18 protein-coding genes are annotated in these 19,741 nt (G+C 73.6%); 15 read left to right on the top strand and 3 right to left on the bottom strand.

The features are described from left to right. Positions 1 to 342 precede the first annotated feature (342 nt). The 5 genes from ACGFW5_RS29715 (at position 343) to ACGFW5_RS29695 (ending at position 3,536) form a co-directional block, all read left to right on the top strand. Positions 343 to 495, top strand: a complete 153-nt coding sequence (locus tag ACGFW5_RS29715; protein WP_393837396.1) for a hypothetical protein — start codon at positions 343 to 345, stop codon at positions 493 to 495. Between the two features lie 328 nt (positions 496 to 823). Beyond that, complete coding sequence (locus ACGFW5_RS29710) at positions 824 to 2,407, top strand: phage tail sheath family protein (RefSeq protein ID WP_393837395.1); 1,584 nt, start codon at positions 824 to 826, stop codon at positions 2,405 to 2,407. Between the two features lie 57 nt (positions 2,408 to 2,464). Then, entirely contained in the window at positions 2,465 to 2,908 is a 444-nt protein-coding gene (locus ACGFW5_RS29705; protein ID WP_359833986.1) for a phage tail protein, read from the top strand. Then, positions 2,908 to 3,381: a hypothetical protein gene (locus ACGFW5_RS29700; protein WP_393837394.1), complete on the top strand. Its 474-nt coding sequence runs from the start codon at positions 2,908 to 2,910 to the stop codon at positions 3,379 to 3,381. Before ACGFW5_RS29705 ends, ACGFW5_RS29700 begins: the two co-directional genes overlap by 1 nt. Then, entirely contained in the window at positions 3,378 to 3,536 is a 159-nt protein-coding gene (locus ACGFW5_RS29695) for a DUF6760 family protein (protein WP_162952566.1), read from the top strand. The genes ACGFW5_RS29700 and ACGFW5_RS29695 overlap by 4 nt, the downstream gene beginning before the upstream one ends. 1,037 nt (positions 3,537 to 4,573) lie before the next feature. Here the strand turns inward: ACGFW5_RS29695 and ACGFW5_RS29690 are convergent. Then, positions 4,574 to 6,175, bottom strand: coding sequence for a hypothetical protein (locus tag ACGFW5_RS29690; RefSeq protein ID WP_393837393.1), 1,602 nt, complete (start codon positions 6,173 to 6,175; stop codon positions 4,574 to 4,576). Between ACGFW5_RS29690 and ACGFW5_RS29685 the strand changes: the two genes are divergently transcribed. From ACGFW5_RS29685 to ACGFW5_RS29645, 9 genes are all read left to right on the top strand, one after another. Next, positions 6,174 to 7,283 carry a hypothetical protein gene (locus ACGFW5_RS29685; RefSeq protein ID WP_393837392.1) on the top strand — a complete coding sequence of 370 codons (1,110 nt, stop codon included), beginning with the start codon at positions 6,174 to 6,176 and terminating at the stop codon, positions 7,281 to 7,283. The genes ACGFW5_RS29690 and ACGFW5_RS29685 overlap by 2 nt on opposite strands. A 47-nt stretch (positions 7,284 to 7,330) precedes the next feature. Next, complete coding sequence (locus tag ACGFW5_RS29680; RefSeq protein WP_393837391.1) at positions 7,331 to 7,768, top strand: phage tail protein; 438 nt, start codon at positions 7,331 to 7,333, stop codon at positions 7,766 to 7,768. A 2-nt stretch (positions 7,769 to 7,770) separates the two neighbouring features. Beyond that, positions 7,771 to 8,496, top strand: coding sequence for a LysM peptidoglycan-binding domain-containing protein (locus ACGFW5_RS29675; protein ID WP_393837390.1), 726 nt, complete (start codon positions 7,771 to 7,773; stop codon positions 8,494 to 8,496). Beyond that, positions 8,493 to 10,421 carry a VgrG-related protein gene (locus ACGFW5_RS29670; protein ID WP_393837389.1) on the top strand — a complete coding sequence of 643 codons (1,929 nt, stop codon included), beginning with the start codon at positions 8,493 to 8,495 and terminating at the stop codon, positions 10,419 to 10,421. The genes ACGFW5_RS29675 and ACGFW5_RS29670 overlap by 4 nt, the downstream gene beginning before the upstream one ends. 9 nt (positions 10,422 to 10,430) lie before the next feature. After that, positions 10,431 to 10,871 (top strand): GPW/gp25 family protein, encoded by a 441-nt coding sequence (locus ACGFW5_RS29665; RefSeq protein WP_393837388.1) that lies wholly within the window; start codon positions 10,431 to 10,433, stop codon positions 10,869 to 10,871. Continuing rightward, positions 10,871 to 12,817, top strand: coding sequence for a putative baseplate assembly protein (locus ACGFW5_RS29660; RefSeq protein ID WP_393837387.1), 1,947 nt, complete (start codon positions 10,871 to 10,873; stop codon positions 12,815 to 12,817). The genes ACGFW5_RS29665 and ACGFW5_RS29660 overlap by 1 nt, the downstream gene beginning before the upstream one ends. Next, positions 12,814 to 13,380 carry a phage tail protein gene (locus ACGFW5_RS29655; RefSeq protein ID WP_393837386.1) on the top strand — a complete coding sequence of 189 codons (567 nt, stop codon included), beginning with the start codon at positions 12,814 to 12,816 and terminating at the stop codon, positions 13,378 to 13,380. Before ACGFW5_RS29660 ends, ACGFW5_RS29655 begins: the two co-directional genes overlap by 4 nt. Before the next feature lie 6 nt (positions 13,381 to 13,386). After that, positions 13,387 to 14,613: an NADase-type glycan-binding domain-containing protein gene (locus ACGFW5_RS29650; protein WP_393837385.1), complete on the top strand. Its 1,227-nt coding sequence runs from the start codon at positions 13,387 to 13,389 to the stop codon at positions 14,611 to 14,613. Positions 14,614 to 14,714: 101 nt separating this feature from the next. Then, entirely contained in the window at positions 14,715 to 15,359 is a 645-nt protein-coding gene (locus ACGFW5_RS29645; RefSeq protein WP_393837384.1) for a class I SAM-dependent DNA methyltransferase, read from the top strand. Positions 15,360 to 15,410: 51 nt separating this feature from the next. Here the strand turns inward: ACGFW5_RS29645 and ACGFW5_RS29640 are convergent, their stop codons facing one another. Beyond that, positions 15,411 to 16,244, bottom strand: coding sequence for a helix-turn-helix transcriptional regulator (locus ACGFW5_RS29640; RefSeq protein WP_393837383.1), 834 nt, complete (start codon positions 16,242 to 16,244; stop codon positions 15,411 to 15,413). 135 nt (positions 16,245 to 16,379) lie between these two features. Between ACGFW5_RS29640 and ACGFW5_RS29635 the strand changes: the two genes are divergently transcribed. Further along, the gene (locus ACGFW5_RS29635) at positions 16,380 to 17,444 is read left to right on the top strand and encodes an aldo/keto reductase (RefSeq protein ID WP_393837382.1); all 1,065 of its coding nucleotides are present in this window, start codon (positions 16,380 to 16,382) and stop codon (positions 17,442 to 17,444) included. Between the two features lie 288 nt (positions 17,445 to 17,732). Here the strand turns inward: ACGFW5_RS29635 and aspS are convergent, their stop codons facing one another. Further along, on the bottom strand, positions 17,733 to 19,538 hold the full coding sequence (gene aspS / locus ACGFW5_RS29630; protein ID WP_393837381.1) for an aspartate--tRNA ligase: 1,806 nt from the start codon (positions 19,536 to 19,538) through the stop codon (positions 17,733 to 17,735). Positions 19,539 to 19,741 lie beyond the last annotated feature (203 nt).

Below are 19,741 nucleotides of genomic sequence, written 5' to 3'. Positions count from 1 at the left end.
CAAGACGGGCCCCGCGCCTCCTGCGTTCCGTCCGCGGTGGACCAAGAATCGCGAGGCGGCCGCCGAGGCGGCCGCCGAGGCGGCCGCCGAGGCGGCCGCCGAGGCGGCCGCCGAGGCGGCCGCCGAGGGGACCGCGCCACCGTCGCGGCACCGTCGCGGCACCGGCGAAAACAGCCGCGCCGCACCACCGGCGAGTTCATGCCACGACCCCCTCGATGGGTGCCACCCCCTGGCCAGGCCCCCCGTACGGGGAGCACGCTGCTGGAAGTACGGACGGCTACCGCGCGATCACCGAACGGGACGGCGCGAGGAGCCGGCATACGCGCCTAGGGGGTGCGCGCCATGGGTGGCACCAGTGCGGAAGAGCAGGCAGCCGAGGACGCAAGGCGAAGGGAGGAGCTGTTGGAGAAGGTCCGCGAGGCGAACCGCCTGAGCACCGGCCGGCCCGCTCCGCCGGGGCCCTGCGGGCCGGCCGACGGCGAGGGCGGCACCTGACAACCGCCCGGTGTCGCCGTGCGAGCCCGGATCCCTCGGAGCGGAACCCTTTTCCCTACCCCATCCGGCCGGAAGAACCCGTGCCGATGACCGGAAGGGCAACTCGTGCTGCCCTCGCCCACGCACCTTCTCCCCTCCCCGCGCGGCCCGCGCCGCGCGAGGCTGTACCGGTAATGGGCCGGTAGCAGCGTTTCGGGGGCGGGACAACCGTGTGCAGCTCGGATTCGGGATGAGTCGTCCGCCCCGCGCTCAGCACAGCCTCACCGCCTTCGGGCGTCAGCCGACACCTCCGTAATCCAGGTAACCCAGCAACAAGGAGCAGCTTCCCGTGCCCAACTACCTGTCCCCCGGCGTCTACGTCGAGGAAGTCTCCAGCGGATCCCGTCCCATCGAGGGGGTCGGGACCTCGGTGGCCGCCTTCGTCGGGCTCGCGCCCTTCGGACCGCTCAACGAGCCGACGCTGGTGACGAACTGGTCGCAGTACGTCGCCGAGTTCGGGGAGTTCACGGACGGGTACTACCTGGCGCACTCCGTCTACGGTTTCTTCAACAACGGTGGCACCGCCGCCTACGTCGTGCGGGTGGGCGGCTCCGAGGACGGCACCGGGCAGGCCGCACCGCAGGCCGCGGCCGTCGCCGCGCCGCAGGCGATCACCGCGGGTGAGGCCGTGGCGCTCGGCACGTTCAAGGTGTCCGCGATCGCCGCCGGCACCGCGGGCGGCGCGCTCACCGTCGAGGTGCAGGACGCCGAGGGCGAGGCGGCCGGCGACCGCTTCAAGCTCGTCGTCAAGGACGGCGAGACCGTCGTCGAGAACTTCGACGTCAGCGCGAAGAAGTCGGCGCGCAACTTCGTCGTCACGCAGGTCAAGCAGCGCTCCAAGACGATCTCCGTCGAGGAGGCCGTGGCCGGTGGCCAGCTGGCCAAGCCGGACGCGCAGGCCGTCACCCTGGCCCCGCCGGTCGCCGCTCCCGCCCCGGCGCCCGCCGGCGGCACGGTCGCGCGCATCGAGTCGGGTCAGTTCATCGGCGACTCCGCCGACCGCACCGGTTTCGGTGGCCTTGAGGCCTTCGACGAGATCAACATGGTCGCGGTGCCGGACCTGATGGCCGCCTACCAGCAGGGTCTGATCGACCTGGAGCAGGTCAAGGCCGTCCAGCTCGGCCTGGTCGCGCACTGCGAGCTGATGGGCGACCGCATGGCCGTCCTCGACCCGCCGCCCGGGCTCAACGCCCGCGACATCCGCAAGTGGCGGATGGAGGGCGCCGGTTACGACTCCCGGTACGCCGCCCTGTACTACCCCTGGATCAAGTCGTTCGACCCCTCGTCGGGCCAGACCAAGCTCGTGCCGCCGTCCGGTCACATGGCCGGCATCTGGGCCCGCAACGACTCCGAGCGCGGTGTCCACAAGGCCCCCGCCAACGAGATCGTGCGCGGCGCCGTCGACCTGGAACTCCAGATCACCCGCGGTGAGCAGGACCTCCTGAACCCGGTCGGCGTCAACTGCATCCGCGCCTTCCCCGGCCGCGGCATCCGCGTCTGGGGCGCCCGTACCCTCGCCTCCGACCCGGCCTGGCGCTACCTGAACGTGCGCCGCTACTTCAACTACCTCGAAGAGTCGATCCTGATCGGCACCCAGTGGGTGGTGTTCGAGCCGAACGACCAGGCGCTGTGGGCCCGTATCCGCCGCAACATCTCCGCGTTCCTGGTCAACGAGTGGCGCAGCGGCGCCCTGTTCGGCCAGCGCGCCGAGGACGCCTTCTACGTGAAGTGCGACGAGGAGACCAACCCGCCGGAGTCGGTCGACCTCGGCCGCGTGGTCTGCGAGATCGGCATCGCGCCCGTGAAGCCCGCCGAGTTCGTCGTGTTCCGGCTCGCCCAGTTCTCGGGCGGCGGCGGCGAGCTGGAGGAGTAGAACCCCGCCAACTCGCTTCACCCCCAGCCGATTTCGCACGAACAGGAGTAACCCAGCATGTCGCTTCAGCCCGGTGATGCGCTCACCACACACAACTTCGGCCTCCAGATCGACGGCATCATGGTCGAGTACCTTCAGGAGGTCAGCAGCCTCTCGATGGAGCAGGACGTCATCGAGTACCAGCAGGTCTCGGCCGACGGCAAGCCGATCATCAAGAAGCTGCCCGGCGTCAAGAAGGCCGGCGAGTGCACCGTGACCCGGGGCGCCACGCAGTCCGCCACGTTCTCCGAGTGGATCAAGGAATCCATCGACGGGAACATGGGCTCGGCCCGCAAGAACGCCTCGATCATCATGATGGACTACCAGGACAACCCGGTGAAGCGCTACCACCTGCGCAACGCCTGGTGCAACAAGGTCGAGATCAGCGCCGTCAAGGCCGGCGACGCCGCCGCCATGACCGAGCAGGTCTCCATCACCTTCGAAGAGCTGGTCATCGAGTAATGCGCCGCGAAGGTCCTGGAGTGCCCGGCGGCGCGGTCGCCGGAGCCGAGGCTCCGTCCGTCTCGGGTACGGGTACGGGTATGGCGACGGGTGTGCGGGAGACCCTGCGCACCGAGTTCGAGTTCGAGCTGCCGCGCGGGTACGTCGACGAGGCGGGCACCGTGCACCGGCGCGGCGCGATGCGTCTCGCCACGGCCCGCGACGAGCTGCTGCCGCTGCGGGACGTACGGGTCCGTGAGAACCCGGCGTACCTGTCGGTGGTGCTGCTCGGCCGGGTCATCACCCGGCTCGGTACGCTCGGTGATGTCCACGACGGCACGGTGGAGAACATGTTCGCCTCCGACCTGGCCTTCCTCCAGGACTTCTACCGGCAGATCAACGCGGAGGGCCACACCCGCGCGGCTGTCGCCTGCCCGCACTGCGAGCAGTCCTTCGAGGTCGAGCTGGCCGGGAGCCGCCTGGGGGAATCGTGACGTACGCGGCCGACCGGATCGAGGAGGAGACCGCGTACCTGGCCTACCACTTCCACTGGGACATGGACTCCATCCTCGATCTGGAGCATGCGGACCGGCGGGCGTACGTACGGCGGGTGGCGGCACTGGTGGAACAAGGCGAAGGGGAGCGGTGACGGGGGATGGCCCTGTTCAAGCGCCGGCGTAGCCGGCCGGCCGAGGCCGCAGGGGTTTTGGCTCCGGACGCCGCGTCGTCGGCGCCGGCTCCGGCCACCTCGCCGTCGGCGTCGCCCGTCCAGGGTGACGGCGGCTGGGCGGCCGCGCCCGCGATCCAGCGTGCCCTGGCCGCCCCCCGCCTCACCGCCGAGGCGGGCTTCGGCTCGACCCTGGCCGCCCACCAGGACCTGTCGGTCGTCCGTCCCCTGACCCATGCGGTCTCCCCGACGGCGCCGCACGGCGTCCTGCACAACGCCCTGACCCCGGTCGCGGGCCGCCCCTCCTCGATGCCGCTGCCGCTGCTGCGGCTTCCGGTGGCGGGCCGGGCGGCCGGGACACCGGCCGACGCGGACTCCGGTGCGGACTCCGGTGTGGGGGCAGGTGCGGAGTCAGGTGTGGGGTCAGGTGCGGACTCCGGCCCGGGCTTCGGCTCCGCGCGGGCGGCTTCCGCGCCGGGCACGGTGCAGCGGTCCGTCGCACCCGCCTCCCCTCGTACGAGCGGACCCGGCACGCCCCCGAGCGCGGCGACCCCGGCTGCCGCGGCCCCCTCAACTCCCGCCGTACAGCGTGCCGTTGGGCCTGCGAACGGCCCCGCTGCCGCTACGGCGCCCACGCCGTCAACTCCCGCCGTACAGCGTGCCGTTGGCCCGTCGGGCGATCCCGCTGTCGGTACGGCCACCCCGGCCGCGGCTCCGGCCGTGCAGCGGCCCGCCGCGCCTCAGCAGGGCCCATCGAACACCCCGGCCGGGCCTGGCGCGTCCCCCGCCGCACAACGGTCGGCCACCGCTCCGGCCACCCCGGCCGCACCGCAGCGCGGCAGCGCCACCACCCCGGCCGCGCCCGGCACGCCGCCCGCCGCCCAGCGCTCGGCCGCCGCTCCGACCGGCCCGGGCGCCACAGGGGCCGACCCCGGCACGCCCCCCGCTGTGCAGCGGTCCGCCACCGCGCGGCGCGGCACGGCCAACTCCCCTGCCGCACCCGGCACCCCGCCCGCCGTTCAGCGGTCGGCGGCGCCTCCGAACGCCCCGGCAGGGCCCGGCGGGACCCCGGCCTCGCCCGTCTCCGGCGCCACGAACAGCCCCGGCACGGCACCGGCACCCGGCACCCCGGCCGCGCCCGGCACGACCCCCGCCGTCCAGCGCGCCGCCGTGCCCCCGGCCGCCCCGGGCAGCACGCGGAACTCCGCGGGCCCCGGCACACCCCCGGCCGTGCAGCGCACCGCGGCCACCCCGGCCGCGGACGGCCCGGCCCCCGCGACGCCGCCCGTGCGGCGCGCCGCGGCGGCCCGGCCCGGCCCGGCCGAACCGCCCCGTACGCCTGCCACGCCCCCGTCGGCGAGCACCACCCCCGGCAGCACCCCCGGCACGTCCCCCGCCGTGCAGCGTGCGGCGACACCCCCGCGCGCCGCGCAGGGAACCCCGAACGCGGCGCACCCGGCGACGCCCGGCCGGACGCCGAGCGGCCCCGGCGCGGACAACCCCGGCGCGAGCAGCCCCAGTTCGAGCAGCCCCGGTGCGAGCGGCACCGCCCCGAACAACGCCGCCCCCAGCGGCCCCGGCGCGCGTGCCGCCGCCGCGAGCGCTTCCGGTTCCGCGCCGGCACCGGGCGCCGCCCCTGCCGTGCAGCGGTCGGCCGCGCCCTCCGCCGGGCCCGCCGCCCGCCCCGCCACGACACCGGCACCGACACCGGCACCGGCATCCACGCCCAACGCCCCGGCCCCCTCCGCCTCGACCACCTCCGTGGAGCGGGCCATTGGGCGGCCGCTCGACCCGGTGAGCAACCCCGGTACGCCGCCGGGCCCCGCCGGGTCCGACGTGCCCCCGGTGCAGCGGTCCGCCGCCCCTTCGCAGAGTCCGGGGAGCGCCACTTCCGGCCCGGGCGCCGCACCGGCCACCCCGGCCCCGCCCGTACGCGGCCGGAGCGGCGAGCCCGTGCGGACGAACCCCATCGGCGCCCCCATCCAGCGGGCCTCCGCGACCGGCGACCCCGCCGTGCGGCACGCCGCCACGCCGCCCGGCCCGGGCGCCACCCCGCGTACGGCGCCCGCGTCCGGCCCGGCGAACGCCCCGGGCGCGCCCCCGTCGGGCGCGGCCGACACGCCTCGTACGGCCCCGGCCGGACCCTCCGTCCAGCGCGCCGCCACACCTCCGCCCGGCCAGGCGCCGGGCACCACGCCCTCTGCCGCGCCGCGCGGGGCGCAGGAGGCGAGCCGTGGTCCGGCCGCGCCCGCCGCTCCGGGTCCTGCTCCCGCAACTCCCGTGGTGCAGCGCGCTGTTGCCCCGCCGCGCGGGCCTTCGCACGGCCCGTCGGGCAGCGCCGCCCAGGGGGTGCCCGGCTCGGCGCGGGGTGCCGCTGTGCCGCCGTCCCGCCCGACGGGCCCCGGCTCGGCGGAGACTCCGGGGGGCGCACCCGGGCCCGCTCCCTCCGTGCAGCGCGCCGCGGCGACCCCGCCGAGCCACCCCGGTGCGGCGGCGTCCGCGGTGCCGGGTCCCGAGACCGGCTCCGCCATGCCCGTACGCGGCCCGGCCGGTGAGGCCGCCTCCGCCATGCCCGTACGCGGCCCGGCCGGTGAGGCAAGCCCCGCCATGCCCATGCCCATGCCCGTGCGCGGGACGGTCGGTGAGCGGGGTGCCGCGCTGCCCGTGGGCGACTCCGCGCAGCCGGGTCCTTCCGTACAGCGTGCGGCGGCCGACGCCACCGCGCCGGTGCGCGCCACGCCGTCAACTCCCCAGCGCCCGATGCCCGTTCAGCGTGCGGCCACGGAGCGTTCCCTCACGTCCGCACCCCGTCCGGTGCGGCCCTCCCACCAGCTCGACCCCGTCGGCGTGGTGCGGCCCGCCCCGGTCGCGGCGCCCGCCCCCGCCGCCCCTCTGGAGGCCCCGGCCCCGACCCCGGCCCCGACCCCGGCCCCGGCTCCCGCGCCCGCACCTCCCGTGCAGCGCAAGCCGATGGTGCGGCGGGTCAGTCGGGTGCAGAGTGCCGCTCCGGACGCGCCCCGGCGCAGGCCGCTGATCGGCGCGCCCATCACCCCGGGCCCGACGCCCCCACCCGCACCGGCACCGGCACCGGTCGTCGCTGCCGCGCCCGCGCCCGCCCCGGTGGCGCCCCCCGTTCAGCGCGCGGTCGCCCCCGAGCCGCCCGCCGCCCCGGCCACCCCGCTGCGCAAGGTGCGGCTGCCCGGGCCCGCCCCCTTGCAGCGCACGGCCGTCGCCGGTCCTCCGCTGGCCTCCGCGCGGCCGCTCACCACCCGGCACCAGAGCGTCCCGAGCCCCGTGGGCGCCACCGCCGCGCCCGCGCTCGTACCGCTCAAGCAGGCGGCGCCCGCCGCCGACGACAGCCGTCCCGTCGTGCCGCTGCGCGGGCCCGCCACACCGGGCGGGATGGTGCAGCGTTCCGTGCAGCGGGCCGCGACGCCGCCCCCGCCGCCCGTCGTCCCCGTGCGCCGGAGCAGCCCCGCGCCCGCCCCGGCGCCCGCGCCCGCTCCGATGCCGCCCACCTCGGTCCCCGTACAGCGCCAAGCCGATCCGGCGCCCGCACAGCAGAGCGCCCCGACCGCGCAGGCCACCCCGGCCGAGCCGGCCGGCGAAGCCCACCAGGGCGCCGACATCGACGCGTTGGCGCGGCGGCTCGTCGCGCCGCTCTCGCGGCTCCTGCGCGCCGAACTGCGCGGCGACCGCGAACGGATCGGCCGCCTGCGCGACCGCTGACCTCCACGACCTGCCCCTGACCACTCCCACCGACGGAAGACCACCCCATGCCCTCCACCCTTGACCCCGGCTCCACCGTCTTCTTCAAGCTGACCATCGACGGCCAGAACCTCGGCCTGTTCAACGGCTGCGACGGTCTCGCGTCCGAGGTCGAGGTGGAACAGCGCCAGGAGGGCGGCAACAACGGGTTCGTGTGGCAGCTGCCCACCCGGGTCACGTTCTCCACGATCCGGCTGACCCGGCCGCTCACCGCCGACACCTCGAAGGTCGCGAAGTGGATCTCGTCCCTCGCCACCGGCATCACCCGGCCCACCGCCCAGATCGCCGCGCTGCGCGCCGACGGTTCGATCGTCGCGCAGTGGGGCCTGGTGGAGGTCCTTCCGGTGCGCTGGACGGGCCCGAGCCTGGACCCGGCGAGCCCGAGCGTGGCCACCGAGACCCTGGAGATCGCCCACCACGGCTTCACCGACGCGGGAGGTGCGTGAGCATGGCCGCTCCTGTCGGCGGCAAGGCCGCCAAGGGCCTGTCCCGCGCCACCCTCGCCATCCACCAGCCGCCCACCGACCTGGGCGGCTCGATGGGCGGAAAGATCGGCGAGGTCAAGTTCCAGTTCAACCCGTCGCAGGTGCAGCTGGGCCGGTCCGCCAACTGGATCACCACGCCCGCCATCTCCTACACGCGCGGCGCGCCGCCGAAGTTCACCGGCGCGATGCCCGCCTCGCTCCAGCTTGAGGTCTTCCTCGACGCCTCGGGCACGCCCAGCTCCAACACCGTGCAGAGCCAGGTCGAGCTGCTGCTCTCCTGCTGCGAGGTGACCTCGCAGAGCATCAGCTCGAAGGCGCCTTCGCCGCCGTGGGTGGAGTTCAGCTGGGGTTCGTTCTCGACGGTCCAGTTCGTCGCGTACGTCACCAGCGTCAACGCCAACTACACCCTGTTCAGCCCGAACGGCACGCCGCTGCGCGCCACTTGTACGCTGGCGCTGACCGAGGTCGCCAGCGAGACCAAGCGTCAGAACCCCACATCGGGTGCCCTCTCGGCGCGCCGGGTGCACCGTACGGTCGCCGGGGACACCCTGCCGTCGCTCGCCTGGCGCGAGTACGGCGACGCCACGCAGTGGCGCGTCATCGCCGAGGCGAACGAGATCGACGACCCGATGCGGCTGCGCCCCGGCACCGAGCTGCTTCTGCCTGCTGCCTCGGAGGGCACCGCGTGACCGAGAAGACCTTCACCACCGTCCTGCACGTCCAGATCAACGGCACCGTGCTCCCCGACCCGCTGGCCCTGCGCATGGTCGAGGGCTGGGTGGACTCCTCGGTCAACGTGCCGGCCGCCTTCCAGCTGACCTTCAGCGACAAGGACAGCAAGGTCACCACCACGTTCCCGATGTTGAAGATCGGGGCGAAAGTGGTCATCAGTCCGTTCACCGACGGCAGGCGCGGCGAGCCGATGATGACCGGCGAGATCACCGCCCTTGAGATGGACTCGGAACCCGGTTCGGGCCGCCATCTGCTGGTACGCGGCTACGACCCGGGCCACCGCCTCCTGCGCAACCGCCGCGTCGAGGGCTACCCGAACATGACGGCCTCCGACATCGTGCGCCAGATCGCCGGCCAGAACGGCCTCAAGATCGGCAAGATCGAGTCGACGTCCACGGTGTACGACCTGGCGACCCAGCCCAACATCACCGACTGGGACTTCATCTCGCGCCTGGCCGCCGAGAACGACGTGCGGCTGTCCTTCGACAACGAGGGCAAGCTCAACTTCGCCGGGCTCGACCCCGCGTCCGGCGCCCCGTCCGACACCACCCCGGCCGCGCAGAGCCCGTACGTCCTGGACTTCGGGGCGAACAACCTGCACAGCCGGGCCACGATGACGGCGGCCGGGCAGGTCAGGAAGGTCAATGTGCGCGGCTGGGACATGCGCACCCGGCAGAAGCTCCAGGCGCCGCTGCCCGCGGTCAAGAGCAAGGACATCGACGCCGACATGACCCCGGGCCAGGTGACGCTGCCCTTCGGCGCCTCCGAGCTCACCGCCACGCAGGTCCCGTACACCACGCTCTCGCAGGTCACGCACGCCTCGCAGGCCCTGGCCGACGACGTGGCGGGCGCCTTCGCCGAGCTGGAGGTCGCCGTCACCGGCAACCCCAAGCTCACGCCGGGCACCCCCGTCGCCGTGAAGGGCGCGGGCTTCCCCTTCGAGGGCAAGTACACCGCGACCGGTGTGCGCCATGTCTTCGCATCCGGCGACCTGTACACGACGTGGCTGACCGTCTCGGGCCGCCAGTTCCGTTCGCTGTACGGGCTCGCCGCGGGTGGCACCGACCAGGCGCCGCCGATGCCGGGCGTGGCGGTGGCGCTGGTCACCAACACCAAGGACCCGCTGCACATGGGCCGGGTCAGGCTGTCGTTCCCGTGGCTGTCCGCGACGTACGAGAGCGACTGGTGCCGGGTCGCGCAGTTCGGCGGCCGGGACGGCGGCGGGCTGCTGCTGCCCGAGGTCAACGACGAGGTGCTGTGCGCCTTCGACCGCGGCTCCCTTGAGCATCCGTACGTCATCGCCGGGCTCTACAACGGCATCGACAAGCACACCCGCGAGCCCGACAACTACCCGGCCGTCGACCCGACGAGCGGGCAGATCAACTGGCGTTCCCTGACCGGCCGCAGCGGTCACACCGTGGAACTGCTCGAAGAGGGCGGCGCGGCGCGGCTGTCCAGTGGTATCCGGCTGCGCACCGGTAAGGGCCGGCTGCACATCCAGATGAACGAGGCCAAGACCTCCCTCACCATCAACAGCGACGGCTCCGTCGACATCAGGGGCACCCGCAGCGTCGACATCGAGGCGGGCGGCGACCTGTCCCTGAAGGCCGGCGGCAACCTGAGCCTGAAATCGGGCGGCGCCGTCGAGATCGAGGCGGCCATGGCCATCAACGTGAAGGCGGGCCTCGCCCTCGACATGAAGGCGGGCGGCGAGGCGTCCCTCGGCGCGGGCGGCCTGCTGGCGCTGAACTCCGTCGCCGAGACGACCATCAACGCGGCCGCCAACATCACCATGGACTCGGCGACCATGGCCATCACCGCGCTGGGCCTCTTCGAGCTGTCCTCGGCGACCCCGCTCGTCAACGGCATGCCGATCGTCTAGGAGGTTGAGATGAGCGAACAGTTCGTCGGGGCCGGCTGGGCCTTCCCGATGCGCACCGACCCGGGCGGCGGCATCGCGCTGGCCCGGCGCGACCGCGAGATCGAGGAGTCCATGCGTCTGGTGCTCGCCACCGCGCCGGGCGAGCGGCCCATGCGCCCCGAGTTCGGCTGCGCGGTGCACGACATGGTGTTCGCGCCCGTCAACGACGCGACCGCCGGGCGCATCCGCTACGAGGTGCGCACCTCGCTCGACCGCTGGGAGCCCAGGATCGAGGTCGAGGACGTCACGGTGACCCCGGCGCCCGACGAGCCGACCGTGCTGCACATCGACGTGCGGTACTCGGTGCGGGGCACCAACAACCCGCGCAGTCTCGTCTTCCCCTTTTATGTGATTCCCTCCGAGGGCGGCGACGAGCCAGGCCCGACGGCCGGCGAAAGCGAACGACACTGATGGCCCTGCCCGCACCCCACCTCGACGACCGCCGCTTCCAGCAGTTCGTCGACGACGCCAAGCGCTACATCCAGCAGCGCTGTCCCGAGTGGAGCGACCACAACGTCTCCGACCCGGGTGTCACCCTCATCGAAGCCGTCGCGCACATGGCCGACCAGGTCGTGTACCGGCTCAACCGGGTCCCGGAGAAGAACCAGCTCGCCTTCCTCGACCTGCTCGGCGTGACCCTGTTCCCGCCGTCGGCGGCCCACGCGTCGGTGACGTTCTGGCTCTCCGCGCCGCAGGCCGAACCCGTCGTGCTGCCCCGGGGCACCGAGGTCGCCACCGGCCGCACCGAGACCGAGGAGGCGGTGGTCTTCACGTCCGAGGACAACCTGACGATCGTGCCCTGCTCCCTCGGCCACGTGCTGCGCCAGCCCGCCGGGTCCGCGCCCGAGGACTGCTCGCAGGACGTGCTCGGCGGCAAGGACGTCTCCGTGTTCCATCCGAGCCCGCTCCCCGGCGACGTGCTGCTCTTCGGACTTTCGGCGGCGCTGCCGCACTGCACGGCCGCGCTGCGTCTGGACAGCCGCGTCGACGGCGTCGGCGTCGACCCGCGCCAGCCTCCGCTGGTGTGGGAGGCGTGGACGGCCGACGGCTGGAGCGAGTGCGAGATCGCCGAGGACACCACCGGCGGCCTCAACCGCCCCGGCGAGGTCATCCTGCACATGCCGGCCGCGCACACCGTCTCCCGGATGGGCGGCCTCGACGCGGGCTGGCTGCGCTGCCGGGTCGTGGAGGCCGCCCCCAACCAGCCCTTCTACAGCGTCTCGCCGACCGTGCGCGGCGCCTCCGCGTTCACCATCGGCGGCACCACGCAGGTCTCGCACTCCGAGTCGGTGCGCGACGAGTCGCTGGGCGAGTCCGACGGCGTCCCCGGCCAGCGGCTGCTGCTCGCGCACGCGCCCGTCGTCGGCGGGGTGCGCCTTGAGGTGTCGGCGGGCGAGGGCTGGGAGGAGTGGGAGACGGTGGACGACTTCGCGTCCTCCACCCCCTTCGACCGCCACTTCACCCTGGACGCCGCGACCGGCGAGCTCGCCTTCGGCCCCTCGGTGCGCCAACCCGACGGATCGGTGCGGCAGTACGGCGCCGTGCCGCTCAAGGGTGCCACCATCCGCGCCTCCCGCTACGGCACCGGCGGCGGCCGCGCCGGCAACGTGGCCCGGGGCGCGATCCAGGTCCTGCGCAGCTCCATCCCGTACATCTCCCACGTGGAGAACCGGGAGGCGGCGCGCGGCGGGGTCGACGGCGAGACCGTCGAGGAGGCCAAGACGCGGGCGCCCATCGCGCTGCGAGCCCAGGAGCGCGCCGTGACGGCCCGCGACTACGAGGAGCTGGCCCGCCGCGCCGCGCCCGAGACCGCGCGCATCGCATGTCTGGCGGCGGACGACGTCGAATCGGGCGACAACGCGGTGCGGGTCCTTGTCGTCCCGCAGGCCGTGCCCGACCGGGGCGGCCGGCTGCGCTTCGAGCAACTGGTGCCCGGCGACGAGCTGTTGGGCCGCGTCACCTCCTTCCTCGACGAGCGCCGGCCGCTGGGCACCCGGCTCGCGGTGGGCCCGCCGTTCTACCAGGGCGTCACGGTCGTCGCGACCCTGCACTCCTTCCGCGCGGCCAAGGCCGACCACGTACGCGACGCCGCGCTGAACGCCCTGTACTCCTACCTGGACCCGCTGACCGGCGGCGCCCACGGCACGGGGTGGCCCTTCGGGCGTCCGCTGCGTGCGGGCGAGATCTTCGCGGCGCTCCAGCGCGTGCCGGGCGTGGAGCTGGTCGACGAGGTGCTGCTGCACCCGGCGGACCCCCTGACCGGCCGCAGGGGCGACGCGACGGACCGCATCGAGCTGTCGCCCTCCGCGCTCCTGTTCCCCTTCGACCACCGCGTCCGCGTCATCGAGGCCCGATGAGCGCGCGCGGCAGCATCGACGATCTCGCCTCCTCGCACCCGCTGGGCGGTCAACTGCCCGCCGTGTACGCCGAGGACGACTTCGCCCAGCGTTTCGTCGAAGGCCTCGACGTGGTCCTGGCCCCCCTGTTCAATGTGCTCGACTGCCTTGAGGCCTACTTCGATCCGGCGCTGGCCCCCGAGGACTTCGTGGACTGGCTGACCGGCTGGGTCGGTACGGAACTCGACGGCACCGAGTCGATCGAGGTCCGCCGGCACGCCGTGGCCACGGCCGTCTCGCTGCACCGGGTCCGGGGCACCGCGCTGGGTCTGGCCCGCGCCGTCGAGCTGGCCTTCGGGGTGCGCCCCGAGATCGCCGAGAGCGGCGGCGCCACCTGGTCGGGCCGCCCCCTCGGGCCCTTTCCCGGCACGCCCCGGTCCTACCTCCAGGTGACCCTCAGGGTCCCCGACCCGTCCACCGTCGACCTCTACCGCCTCCAGGCGGTGGTGGCGGCGGCCCGCCCCGCCCACCTCCCTTTCACGGCCGAGGTATCCGGCAAAACCCTCACCCACGAAGGGAACTGACCTTTCATGTCCACCCCGGCCATGGTCCCCTGCCCCGACTGCGGCACCCCGGCGCGCGCCACCGGCCAGTCCTTCTGCGACTCCTGCGGTGCGTTCCTGCGCTGGAGCGCCCCGGCGGCGCAGGCCGCGCCGGACGCCGCCCGGCCGGCGCCGCCCGGGGCCGGCGCCGCCCCGTCCGCGTCCCCTTCCCCGTCCGGGCCCGCCGAGAAGGCGGCCGGTGAACCCGCCCGCGGGAGCATCGCCCCCGACGCACCGACGCCGCCCGCCGGCACCCCCGTCATCAAGCCCGACGCCGCGCCCGCGCGCCCGGAAGCGGTGACCGTCCCCACCCCGGCCGTGGCGGACGACGCACGCGAGACCACCCCGCTGCCCGAGGCGCGCGCGACCTCGGCGTCGGAGGCGGCCAGGGCCCTGCTCGTACCCGTGGAGCGGCCCTCGCCCGCGCAGGCGCCCGACGCTCCCGGAACCGTGCTGCCGGGCCGTCCGGAGGCGGCCCGCCCCACGGTCCGCCCGGCGACGCCCGCGCCCGCCCCGGAGAACGGCACCCCCTGCCCGGCCTGCTCCACCGCCAACCACCAGCACCGCAACTTCTGCCGGAGCTGCGCCACCCCGCTCACCCCGCGCCGCGAGGACTCCGCGACCGGCCCGTACGCAGGCCAGCGCCCGCCGCTGCACCGGGACAGGAAGCGCTGGATAGCGCGGGCCCTGGTGGCGGCGGCCGTCGTGGGCCTGGTGGTGGGCGGCATCTTCGGCGGCCCTCCGGCGGCCCGTGCCGTACAGGACCACTTCGCCAAGCGGGTGGCCGCGCATCCGGTGGCGTGGGCGGCGTCCCACTCCGACCCGCAGCACGGCCCCGCCCTGGCCGGTGACAGCTACTCCAACACCTGGTGGGGCACCGGTTACGCGGGTGACGCGCCGGGCACCTACCTGGAGGCCACGTTCGGCCAGCCGACCGACCTGCTGGCCCTGCTGATCACGCCGGGCACCTCCAAGCGCCAGGGCCAGCAGTCGGAGCAGGCCCGCCCGCAGGAGTTCGACCTGGTGGTGACCGACTCCAGCGGCAAGCAGCACCTCTCGCACCAGGTGATCAACGATGGCGGTGTCCAGCGCATCGACGTCCGTGTACGCAACGCGGCCTCGGTCCGCCTCATCCTGCGCTCGGCCTTCGGCGCGGCCAAGGACAAGCAGGTGGCGATCGCCGAGCTGGAGTTCTTCAGCCGCTCGAAGAACTGACCCCGCCCCGGCCACCGGCCCCCGCCCCTCGCCGGGCGTGGGGCGCGGGGCCGGCAAGGGCCCCCGGGCCCGGCCGAGTCGGTCGGCTAACGTGCTTCCCCATGAGCGTGGACGCATGGCTGACGGACACCCGGGACTCCTACGACACGGTCGCCGAGAGCTACGCCGGCCAACTCCGCGACGCCCTGGCCGGCGAGCCCTATCTGCGGGCGGTCCTCGCCCTGTTCGCCGAGCTCGTGCGCGACGCGGGCGGAGGTCCCGTCGCGGACGTGGGGTGCGGCCCCGGCCATGTCACCGCCCACCTGCGGAAGTTGGGCGCCGACGCCTTCGGGGTCGATCTCTCGCCCGGCATGGTCGACGTGGCCCGGCGCGACCATCCGGGGCTCCGTTTCGAGGTGGGCTCGATGACGGACCTGCCCCTCGCGGACGCGTCCGTCGCCGCCGTGCTCGCGTTCTGGTCGCTCATCCACATCCCCGACGAGGCGATCCCCACCGTCCTCGCCGAGTTCCACCGGGTGACGCCGCCGGGCGCACCGCTGCTGCTCGGCTTCCACATGGGCGACGAGACCCGCCTGAAGACCCAGGGCTACGGCGGCCACCCGATGAAGGTCCACGTCCATCGACGCCGGCCGGACCGGGTTGCGGCCTGGCTGCGGGAGGCCGGGTTCACCGTGGAGGCCGAGTTCCTGCTCGACCTCGACGAGCGCGTCCCCGGAGCGGTCCTGTTCGCGCGCCGGGGGCGGTGAGGGGCGGCAGACGGCTCGGCGCGCCCCCGCGCCGGCTCCCGCTCAACCCCGTCAGCTCCCGCTCAACCGCTTCAGCGCAGCCCGGCTCGCGTCGTTGGCCGCGCGGAACAGCAGCAACCGCTGGTCCGGGTCGTGCAACGGCGCAAGCACTTCGGCGTCGAGGGCCAGCGGGCCCGCCTCGGGGTGGTGCAGCACCTTGTGGCCGCGACCGCCGACCGTGATGTCCCGCGCGGCCCACAAGCGGGCGAACTCGGCGTCCGCCGCGTGCAGTTCGTCGATGAGGCCGGTCAGGACCGGGTCCTGCGGATGGGCCGCCCACGCGGCACGCAGATGGGCCACCCCTTCCCGTACGACCCGTTCCCGGTCGGCGTACCGCGCACTGAGCTCCGGGTGCGCCAGGCAGAGCCACATCGCGTTGCGCCGACCGGGAGGCAGGGCGCCGAAGTCCAGGAGCAGCGCCGCCATTTCACGGTTCCACGCCAGGATGTCGTACCGGTGGTTCAGGAGCATGGCCGGCAGCGGCGCCAGATCGTCCACCAGCCGGGCCAGCGGGGGCGCCGCGATGGTGGTGGGAGCGTCGGCGGTACGGGGGCGCGGCTGCGCCAGGTCGAAGAGGTAGGCGCGCTCCACGGGAGGCAGGCGCAGCGCGCGGGCCAGGGCGTCCAGTACGTCCGCCGACGGCCTGGGCCCGCGCGCCTGTTCAAGGCGTACGACGTAGTCGACGCTGACCCCGGCCAGCTCGGCGACCTCCTCGCGGCGCAGTCCCGGGGTTCGCCGGGTCGCCCGGCGCGCGGGCAGGCCCAGGGCGTCCGGGTCGAGCTGTTCGCGCCGGGTCCGCAGGAACACGGCCAGCTCCTGCGTCGCGTCCACGGCCGAGATCGTCATGCCGGGTCCAACCGCCAGGGTAGGACCGCTGTTCCCAGGATCGTGCCTCCCTTATGCCCGGCTCGCGGACGTCGCAGGGTTGCCCTCGACGACGCTTCACGCACAACGGTCCTTTCAGGACTTCAGGAGGACACCATGCCGCTCACTCTCGACACCTACCGGCTGCTGGGCCGCTCGGGCCTGCGGGTCTCGCCCCTGGCGCTCGGCACCGCGACCTTCGGCACCGAGTGGGGCTGGGGCGCGGGCGAGGAGGAGTCGCGCCGCCTCTTCGACCGCTACATCGAGCAGGGCGGCAACTTCATCGACACCGCCGCCACCTACACCGAGGGCAGCTCGGAGCGTCTGCTGGGCACGTTCGCGCACGGCCGGCGCGAGAGCCTGGTGCTCGCGACGAAGTACTCGACCCTTCGCCGGCCGGGCGATCCCAACTCCGGTGGCCCGCACCGCAAGAACCTGTTCGCGTCGGTGGAGTCCAGCCTGCGCCGCCTGAACACGGACTACATCGACCTGCTCTATCTACACGTGTGGGACTTCACGACGCCGGTCGAGGAGATCCTGCGCGGCCTGGACGATCTGGTCCGGCAGGGCAAGGTGCTGTACGTGGCGATGTCCAACGTGCCGGCGTGGCAGATCTCGCGGATGCAGGCCATCGCCGACCTGCGCGGTTGGGCACCGCTGGTGGCGCTCCAGATCGAGTACAGCCTCATCGAGCGCACCGGCGAGCGCGACCTGATCCCGATGGCCCGCGAGATGGGGCTCGGGGTGGTCCCGTACTCGCCGCTGGGCGGCGGGCTGCTCACCGGCAAGTACAGCCGCGCCGACCTGACCGGCGCGGACCCCGCCCCGGGCGAGAGCAACCGCAAGAGCTTCAACGCCGCCCTGGGCATGCTGACCGAGCGCAATCTCGGCATCGTGGACGCCGTGAAGGAGGTCGCCCTTGAGGCCGGCCACACCCCGGCCCAGGTGGGTCTCGCCTGGACGTTGCGGAACCCGGCCGTGACGGCCCCCGTCATCGGCGCCCGCACGCTCACCCAGCTGGAACACAACCTCGGCGCCCTCGACGTCGACCTCACCCCTGCCCACCGGGCCCGTCTCGACGAGGCCGGCGCGATCGAGCCCGGCATCCCGCATGCGCTGCTCGCGGGCGATCACCTGAGGCGGGCGACCCGGGGTGACCTGACGATCCAACCCCGGGGCTGAGCAGGGAGTTTGGGGGCGCGCCCCTCCTGGAGGGAAATCCGCCCACCCTCTGGACCGCGAGGCCAGTGGGCCGGGAAACCGACCGACCCCCCGGGCCGCAGGGCCCAGGGGGTCGGGAAAGGAAGCGAGCCCGAAGGAAGCCGGCCGCAAAGGGAGCCGACCCCGAAGGGGAGCCAACCCCGAAGGGGAGCCGGCCGTGAAGGGAACGAGCCCGAAGGAAATGAACCCGAAGGGAACGAACCCCGAGGGGAACGCGCCCCGAACAGGCCAACTCCCTTACGACACCGCCTACTTGTCCTTGTCGGCGACCGGCTTACGCAGGGCGATGTTCAGCTCGCGCAGGCGCGACTCGTCGAGCTCGGTCGGCGCGCCCATCATCAGGTCCTGCGCGTTGCCGTTCAGCGGGAACGCGATGGTCTCGCGGATGTTCGGCTCGTCCGCGAGCAGCATGACGATGCGGTCGACGCCCGGCGCGATGCCGCCGTGCGGCGGGGCGCCGAGGCGGAACGCCTTCAGCATGCCGCCGAACTCGCGCTCCACGGTCTCCCGGTCGTACCCCGCGACCTCGAACGCCTTGAACATGATCTCGGGCTCGTGGTTGCGGATCGCGCCCGAGGAGAGCTCGATGCCGTTGCAGACGATGTCGTACTGCCAGCCCAGGACGTCCAGCGGGTCCTTGGTCTCCAGGGCCTCCAGGCCGCCCTGGGGCATGGAGAACGGGTTGTGCGAGAAGTCGATCTTGCCGGTCTCCTCGTCCTTCTCGTACATCGGGAAGTCGACGATCCAGCAGAACCGGAAGACGCCCTCCTCGAAGTGTCCGGCGCGCTTGGCGGCCTCGACGCGGACGCCCGACATGATCTTGGAGACCTCGTCGAACTCGCCCGCGCCGAAGAACACCGCGTGCCCGGCGACGAGGCCCAGGCGCTCGGTGAGCACCTTGACGTTGTCCTCGGTGAGGAACTTCGCGATCGGGCCGGACAGCGTGGGGGTACCTCCCTGGCCGTCAGGGCCTTGGGGGACGTCCTCGCCGACCCGCACCCAGGCCAGGCCGTGCGCGCCGAGCGAGACGGCGTACTCGCCGAGCCCGTCGAAGAACTTGCGCGACTGCCCCGCGACGTCCGGCACGGGAAGCGCGCGCACGTGCTTGCCGGCGAACGCCTTGAACTCCGAGCCCTCGAACACGTCGGTGATGTCGAAGAGTTCGAGCTTGGCGCGCAGGTCGGGCTTGTCGTTGCCGTACTTCAGCATCGACTCGCGGAACGGGATGCGCGGGAAGGGCGACGTGACGTGGCGGCCGCCGCCGAACTCCTCGAAGAGCTCCGTCATCAGCTTCTCGATGGGCCGGAAGACGTCCTCCTGCTCGACGAAGCTCATCTCGACGTCGAGCTGGTAGAACTCGCCCGGCGAGCGGTCGGCGCGGGCGTCCTCGTCGCGGAAGCAGGGCGCGATCTGGAAGTACCGGTCGAAGCCGGAGATCATGAGCAGCTGCTTGAACTGCTGCGGGGCCTGCGGCAGGGCGTAGAACTTGCCGGGGTTCAGACGGGAGGGCACCACGAAGTCGCGGGCGCCCTCGGGCGAGGTCGCCGTCAGGATCGGGGTGGCCATCTCGTTGAAGCCGAGCGCGACCATCTTCGAGCGGATCGCGGCGATCACGGCGCTGCGCAGCATGATGTTGCGGTGCATGCGCTCGCGGCGCAGGTCGAGGAAGCGGTACTCAAGGCGCCGCTCCTCGTTGACGCCGTCCTCGGCGTTGATCGTGAACGGCAGCGGGCCGGCGGCGCCGAGCACCTCGACCTCGCCGACCTCGATCTCGATCTCGCCGGTCGCCAGCTCACCGTTCACGTTCTCGGCGCCGCGCGAGACGACCTTGCCGTCCACGCGTACGACGGTCTCCTTGGACAGCTTGTCCAGGGCTTCGGCGCCGGCCGTGCCGGGGCGGGCGACCAGCTGGGTGATGCCGTAGTGGTCCCGCAGGTCGATGAAGAGAATGCCGCCCAGGTCTCGGCGATTGTGCAGCCAGCCGCTCAGCCGGACGTCGCTGCCGACGTCGGAGGCGCGGAGCTCGCCGCAGGTGTGGGACCGGTACCGGTGCATCGTTCATCCAATTCTTCGCGAACGGTGGTCGCGACTACTTCGCGAGATTCTTCGCGAGACAGGCGGGAATCAACCAGCCCAGGTTACCGCCCGGCGCACACCCCCCATCCCCTCCGGCCAGACCCCCTGGGGCCCCGCCCCAGACCCCCCGTTTCCCACCTCAAGACCGCTCGCCCTCAATCTTCCCCAAGGCCAGCCCGAGG

Origin of the sequence: Streptomyces sp. NPDC048416 (genome assembly GCF_043200435.1) — a bacterium.
Taxonomy (GTDB): Bacteria; Actinomycetota; Actinomycetes; order Streptomycetales; family Streptomycetaceae; genus Streptomyces.
This window is presented reverse-complemented; position numbering and strand designations above follow the sequence as displayed.